Raw genomic sequence first — 6959 nt, 5'->3', positions numbered from 1 at the left:
GGTTCTAACCCGAATTACCACTCACGACAAGCCGCGGCAGACCCGTCAGCCTGCCCGCAGCGTCCACTGCTGGTTCGCCTGGCGGTTGCAGGTCCACAGGATCAGCCGTGTCCCGTTCGCCGTGCCCTGACCCGTGGCGTCGAGGCAGCGGCCGGACTGGACGCCGGTGATCGTGCCGTCGGCGTTGACCGTCCACTGCTGGTTGGCCTGGCCGGAGCAGGTCCAGATGATCACCGGGGTGCCGTCGGCCGTGCCCTGGCCGGAGGCGTCCAGGCACTTGTTGCCTGCCGTCGTCAGCTGCCTGCCGTTCGGGGTCCACGGTGCCCCGGCGCAGTCCTGCAGCTGGACCGGGGTGCCGTCGGCCGAGGACGGGACGCCCGCGCAGCGGCCCGACTGCGTGCCGTAGATCTGCCGGGCGGTGGACTGGCCGGGCGTGCCGAGGCTGCCGGGGATCGTCTGCAGCGCGGCGAACCACGTCGCGGCCATCTTGTCGTAGCCGCCCGCCGTCGGGTGGACGCCGTCGATCAGGTCCGCCGTGGTGAGCGCCGCGTGCATGTCGACCAGGTGCACGTGCTTGCCGGCGTTCTGGTTGCGCTGCACGATCCCCGGCACCGCCGCGTTGAAGGTGCGCGCGGCCGATTCCCGGCCGCTGTCGGTGATCGGGATGATCGTCGCGACGAAGACCTCGGCGTCCGGTGCCGTCGCGGTGATCTTGTCGACCAGGCCGGACAGCCGGTCCGGGGCACGGGCGACGTCGTAGTTCTGCAGGATGTCGTTCGTGCCGATGTGCAGCAGGACCGTGTGCGGGGTGGTGGCGCGCAGCCAGGAGACGATGTTCGCGTCGATCTGGTCGATGCGCCACCCCGGGTGGCCTTCATGGTCGTGGTCGCCGAGGGAAGCGGGACCGTTGGACTGCGACCCGACGAAGTCGATCCGGTAGCCGCCCGCCGTCGCCCGCTGCCACAGGCCGATCCGGTACCCGCCGGGCACCTGCGTGCCGTCGGTGATGGAGTCGCCGAGCGGCATCACCCGCGTTCCGCCGTTCGAGTCGGCGGCGGCGGCCGGGGTGGCAGGCAGGACGGCGGCCAGTGCCGCCGCGGCCGCGACGAGCCACCTGAACCGTGTTCGCATGCTTACTCCTTCAGGCACCGGTGATGGTCCACTGGTTGTTGGTGCTGGAGTTCGGGGTCCACAGGCCGACGGTGGACCCGGACGCCGAGTTGCCCATGCCGTCGAGCGCGGTGCCGGTGCCGCGGTTGACGATCTGGTAGCGGCCGTTGCCCAGGCTCGTGAGCCGCCACTGCTGGTTGACGCCGCCGTTCCACGACGCCTGGACGCAGATGGCCCCGTTGGCGCTGTTGCCGCCGCTGTCGGCGACCATCCCGTTGGTGCGGTTGACGATCCGGTAGTAGCCGCCGCCCGCGTCGGTCAGCTGCCACTGCAGGTTCGTGCTGCCGTCCCAGTTCCACTGCTTGAGCGGCGAGCCCGAAGCGACGTTGCCGCCGCTGTCGAGCACCAGCCCGGTGGTGACGTTGGCGATCCTGGCCCAGCCGGTCGGCAGCGGAGCACTGCCGGGCGTGGGGATCTGGCCGGAGAACCTCATCTTCACCACGTACGCCGGCGCGCTGAACGGCGGCGTCGACGACGGCATCGTGATGTGCAGGCCCGAGCCGTCCTGGGTCCGGCCGGTCAGCGTGGTCGCCGAGCCGTCCGGGCCGAGCAGCTGCACCGACGTGAGGCCGGCCAGGTTGATCCGGTTCGAGCCGAGGGTCGTGATGTGGAGCGTGCTCCCCGGCCAGCCCAGCACGGTCGCGTACAGCACGGTGTTGTCCTTGCTGCGGGTGAACCGGATGTCGGTCGCGGTGCCCTCCACCGGGGTGGTGAACGAGCCGCCACCCATCTTCGTCGGCCCTTCGCCGTACACCGACCAGGCGCGGGTGGCGTAGACCGATTCGCCGAACCGCTTGAGGTAGTCGCCGATGCCGAGCAGGATCGTGCGCTGCCCGGCCGGGATGGTGCCGTCGGCCATCGGCGCGATGTTCAGCAGCATCGTGCCGTTCTTGCTGACCCGGTCCAGCAGCGAGTGCAGGATGGCCTTCATCGAGTAGTAGCCGATGCCGACGGTGTAGCACCAGCTGGAGCTGGAGATGCTGTCGTCGGTCATCCAGTACGGGGTCATCAGGTCCCCGGGGCCGCCGCGTTCGAAGTCGAACACCTCGCCCCGGTTGTTGAACCCGTCCTTGTAGGTGGCGACGACGTCCTTGTTCCACGCGACGGCCTGGTTGTAGTAGTGCGCCAGGAAGTTCAGCCGCTGGGCCTCGTCGACCTGGGTCAGGTTGAAGTCCTGGTAGACCAGGTCCGGCTGGTAGCCGTCGACGACCTCGCGCAGCTTGTCGTACCACAGCTGGTTTTCCGCGGCCCGGCCGTTCTGGCCGAACAGACGGCGCAGCGACTCCGTCGGCTGCGTCGGCACGTGGTCGTAGTAGCCGGTGAAGTGGTACGCGTGGTGCAGCGCGGCCAGCAGCTTGAGGCCCTTGCCGCGGATGGCGTCCGCGTGCAGCCGCAGCAGGTCCAGCTTCGGGCCGGTGCGGACCGAGTTCCACTCGTTGGCCGTGCTGTTCCACATCGAGTAGCCGTCGTGGTGCTCGGCGACCGGCCCGGCGAACTTCGCGCCGGCGTCGGCGAACAGCTGCGCCCATTCGGCGGGGTCGAAGTTTCCGCCCGCCGACTTCAGCTTCGGCGCGAACTGCACCCAGTTGCCCGCCTTGTCGCGGGCGCCGTTGATGAAGTTCTGGTACGGCCACGCCGACGGGTCGCCGTAGACCTGCTTGTGGTGGTTGTTCTCGTTGGACCCGGCGATGTACATGTTCCGCGGGTACCACTCGTTGCCGAACGCCGGGACGCTGAACACGCCCCAGTGGTAGTAGATGCCGAACTTGGCGTCCTGGAACCACTCCGGCGCGGGCGGGTGCTGGTCGACCGACGACCAGCTCGGCGTGTAGCTGCCGGGACCTTCGGTGGCCCAGACGGTGCGCACGCGCAGGACGTCGGCCGCCACGGCGAGGCCGGCCACCGCGAGCAGCCTGCGCCGGGACAACTGGAACGAAGTCATGGCGGGGCCTTTCAGTTCAGGGACCACTTCTGGTTGTTCGCGCCGGTGCAGGTGGCGAGCTGGACGGGGGTGCCGTTCGCGGTGCCGCCGCCGGTGACGTCGAGGCACAGTCCGGATTGGACACCCGTGACGGTTCCGTTGGTGTTGAACGTCCACTGCTGGTTGTTCTGCCCGTTGCAGTTCCAGATGATCACCTTGGTGCCCGGGGTGGTGCCCCGGCCGGAGGCGTCGAGGCAGCGCAGGTCGCCGCCGCTGTAGACGGTCAGCTCGCCCGCGGGGGTGCGGGTCCACGTCTGGTTGCTGCCGTTGTTGCAGTCCCAGATCTGCACCTGGGTGCCGGGCGTGGTGGAGATGCCGTTGACGTCGAGGCACTTGTTCGCGCCCGCCGCGCGCACGGTGCCGGTGGTCGGCGTGCCGCCGCCGGTGCTGTAGCCGGCCGCGGTGATGCTGGCCTGCACCGCGTTCTCCGTGGCGTCGCTCGGGTAGCCGCTGGTCACGGCCCCTTCGAAGAACTCGCCGACGCCGGAGTTGCTGTTGTCGCCGCCCGTGCCCAGCAGGATCGACGGCTCCAGCTTCATCGGCGAGTACCCGCGCGGCAGCCCGCCGGAGTACGGGGTGGTGAGGCCGCCGGTGGTGGCGTCGCCGTACTTCAGGGTGAAGTTGCTGGTGCCGTTGTTCTTCTCCCACGCGCTGACGAACGGGTGGTGCACGCCGGGGTTGTTCGGGTCCTTGTTGGAGCCGGTTCCAGTGTGGTACATGCCGTTCTCGAGGTCGGCCTCGACCCACGGGCCGGTGCCGGTGCAGCCGCCGAACCAGCAGGCGGTGCCCCAGTAGATGGCGTTCATGGTGGCGTTGCCGGTGTCGTTGTGGGAGATCTCGCCGCTGCCGTAGTCGAAGCAGCACCACTGGTTGACGTAGTTCGACGAGGTGATCATGTAGATCCCCTCGGGCTGGGCCCCGACCGGGACGTTCTTCGCGTTGTCGATCCGGTAGCCGACGCCCTGGGTGACCTTCACGCCGTACACCGGGTGCCCGCCTGCCATCACCGGCAGCGCCATCGCGTCCGCGCCGATGTCGGACCCGTTCGGGCCCGGGCCCTTCCAGAACCCGCCCCACGAGATCGGCAGGTCGTTGTGGTTGGCGGTCTGGTCGTAGATCTTCGTGATCGTGCACCGGGTGCCGGCACAGAACGTGACCTGCGGCGCCGAGTCGGCGTAGCCACCCGCCGTCAGCAGGCCGATGTCCAGGTACTTCTGGTCCGAGGCACGCTGGATCTGGTACAGCGGCCCGGCGTACGCGCCGAACAGCGCGCGGGTGGTGCTGTGCGCCGTGACGCACGGGGTGCCGCCGGCGGCGTAGATGTCGCACGCCTGCTGGGTGGCGGCCTGGGCGGCGGAACCCGCGGCGACGGCGGCCCCGGCGGCGAGCGTCAGCGCCGTTGCGGCGGTCAGCAGTGCTCTGGCGAGGGAACTTCTGCGCAGGAACATGGCGGGTCCTTTCAGCCCAATGACCACTTCTGGTTGTTCGCGCCGGTGCAGGTGGCGAGCTGGACGGGGGTGCCGTTCGCGGTGCCGCTGCCGGTGACGTCGAGGCACAGCCCGGACTGGACGCCGGTGATGGCGCCTGCCGCGGTGACCGTCCACCGCTGGTTGGCGCCGCCGTTGCAGTTCCAGATCACGATCTTCGTGCCGGGGGTGGTGCCCTGCCCGGAGGCGTCCAGGCAGCGCAGGTCGCTGCCGCTGTAGACGGTCAGCTCGCCCGCGGCGGTGCGGGTCCAGGACTGGTTGCTGCCGTTGTTGCAGTCCCAGATCTGCACCTGGGCGCCGGGGGTGGTGGAGACGCCGTTGACGTCGAGGCACTTGCCCGCGCCAACGGCACGCACCGGGGTCGCGGCCGGGGTGCTGCCGCCGGTGCCCGCGGCGGCGATCACCTGCTGCGCGCCCGACGGCCAGCTGGTGCCGCTGACCTGGACGTTCCCGGTCAGGACGTTGTTGTGCGGCGGCCCGGTGGCCACCTGCGTCGCGCCGCCGTTGTACCAGTTGCCGCTGAAGGTGTTGTCACTGGTGTTGTTGCTGTTGTTGGCGTTGGTGAACGCCCACACGCCGGAGTCCTGGATCACGTTCGCCGACACCTTCACGTACCGGGAGCCTTCGTCCAGGTACAGGCCGACCGTGCGGTTGTTGTCGTAGATGTAGTTGTGGTCGATGGAGCTGCCGGGGTTGGCGGAGAGGTTGTAGATGCTGCCGCCGTCGTGCATCAGCTTCTTCGTGCCGTGCACGCGGTTGTAGCTGACGACGGTGTCGCGCAGCGTGGTCGGCGTGGTGTAGACCGGCTGGAAGTCGTACAGGCCGCGGTTGCGGTAGTCCTGGCTGCCGCCCTGGTCGTTGGCGCCCCAGCCCCAGCCGACGTCGATGCCGTCGTAGGTCAGGTTGGCCACGTCGTTGTGCGAGATGACCGCGTGCGTGACGTAGGTCGTCAGGATGCCCGCCATCTCCTTGTAGTCCAGTGCCACGCGGCTGACCGTGTTGTTCGAGATCGTGATGTCCCGGTTGGTCATCGCCGCGTTCGACGGGTGGTGCGCGTCGGGCCGCACGCCGCCGGCGACGATGCCGCCGCCCGAGTTCTCGGTGAAGGTGTTGTGGTCGACGGTGATCGACGACGCGCCGAGTCCGACACCGGAGGCGTGGGCGTTCGCGTCGTTGCCGATGCCCAGCGCCACCTGCCCGAGGTGGGTGAAGGTGTTGCCGCTGAAGGTGATCCCGCTGGCCGCGGAGACCTGGACCGCGGCGGGTGCCTGCGCCCAGCTGTTGCGGGCGCCCTCGAACAGACGGCAACCGGACTGGCAGGAGGTCAGGAAGTCACCCGGCATCGGGGCCGCGGCCGGGAGGAACGTGCCGGTCTGCTGGTTGGCGTAGCCGACCGACGTGCTCGGTGTGAGCCACGTCGTGTGCTCGAAGCTCAGCCCCTTGAACGTGAGGTTGCGCGCCGGGTTGTCGTACGTGCCGCTGATCTGCACCAGCGACGTCAGCCGCGGCAGCACGACCTCGTGGCTGCCGGGCACCCAGCCGCCGGGTGCCTTGTAGTAGAGCTTCCCGGCCTGCGGGTCCAGGTACCACTGGCCGGTGCTCTTGAGGAAGGAGTAGGAGTTCTCCAGGTACAGCTGCCCGCCGCCGAAGGGCTTGGCCAGCGTGTCGTAGCCCCAGTTGTTGTTGTTCCACGCGGGCTGCTGCATGGTGATCGTGGTGCCGCTGATCCGGTCGACCGGGGCGTAGCGGTCGGTGAACGAGTTCTGGCTCTCCACCTCGATCCGGTTCTGCTGCGGCAGCGTGGCCAGGTAGTTCAGCGCGGAGTTGCGGATCGTCATCCCGGTCGTGGTGATCTGCACGTCGTTGCGGGACAACGGGATCGCCGCGCGCGGGGCGAGCGCGCCGTCGACGAACAGCTGCCGGGAGTCGCTGCCCGCCGGCACGGACGCCACCCAGATGTTCTGGCCCGCGTCCTGCACGGACCAGCCGGTGACCGGGCTGCCGCCGGAGAGGACCGCGGTCTGCCCCGGCGCGGACTGCCAGGTGACGCCGGAGTCGGCGCTGGTGAACGACAGCGGCGCGGACAGCCGGTAGGTGCCGCCTGCCAGCTGCACGACGACGGTGTTGCCCGCCGCCTGGGCGCGGGCCAGCTGCTGGGCCTTCGCCGGGGTGGCGACCGGCTGGTCCGGCGTGCCCGGGTTGGCGTCGTTGCCGGACGGCGAGACGGCGATGGTGACGGTCGCGGCGTGGGCCGGTGGTGCGGCGAGCGCGGTCGCCACCAGAGCGGTGGCTAGCGCGGCGATGGTGCGCGGCAACATGGC

4 protein-coding genes are annotated in these 6959 nt (G+C 69.7%); all 4 read right to left on the bottom strand.

All coding sequences use genetic code 11. The features are described from left to right. Nucleotides 1–45: 45 nt before the first annotated feature. The 4 genes from ABJI51_RS35975 to ABJI51_RS35960 are packed head-to-tail and all read right to left on the bottom strand — an operon-like array spanning nt 46 to nt 6956. A complete protein-coding gene (locus ABJI51_RS35975) occupies nt 46–1131 on the bottom strand; it encodes an RICIN domain-containing protein (RefSeq protein WP_348955562.1) in 1086 nt (361 codons plus the stop codon). A 10-nt stretch (nt 1132–1141) separates the two neighbouring features. Continuing rightward, nucleotides 1142–3112, bottom strand: a complete 1971-nt coding sequence (locus ABJI51_RS35970; RefSeq protein WP_348955561.1) for an alpha-L-fucosidase — start codon at nt 3110–3112, stop codon at nt 1142–1144. Nucleotides 3113–3123: 11 nt separating this feature from the next. Then, entirely contained in the window at nt 3124–4599 is a 1476-nt protein-coding gene (locus ABJI51_RS35965; RefSeq protein ID WP_348955560.1) for an arabinofuranosidase catalytic domain-containing protein, read from the bottom strand. Nucleotides 4600–4610: 11 nt separating this feature from the next. Beyond that, nucleotides 4611–6956 carry an RICIN domain-containing protein gene (locus tag ABJI51_RS35960; protein WP_348955559.1) on the bottom strand — a complete coding sequence of 782 codons (2346 nt, stop codon included), beginning with the start codon at nt 6954–6956 and terminating at the stop codon, nt 4611–4613. Between the last annotated feature and the right edge of the window lie 3 nt (nt 6957–6959).

This window comes from Amycolatopsis melonis, from assembly GCF_040064235.1.
Lineage (GTDB): Bacteria > Actinomycetota > Actinomycetes > Mycobacteriales > Pseudonocardiaceae > Amycolatopsis > Amycolatopsis melonis.
This window is presented reverse-complemented; position numbering and strand designations above follow the sequence as displayed.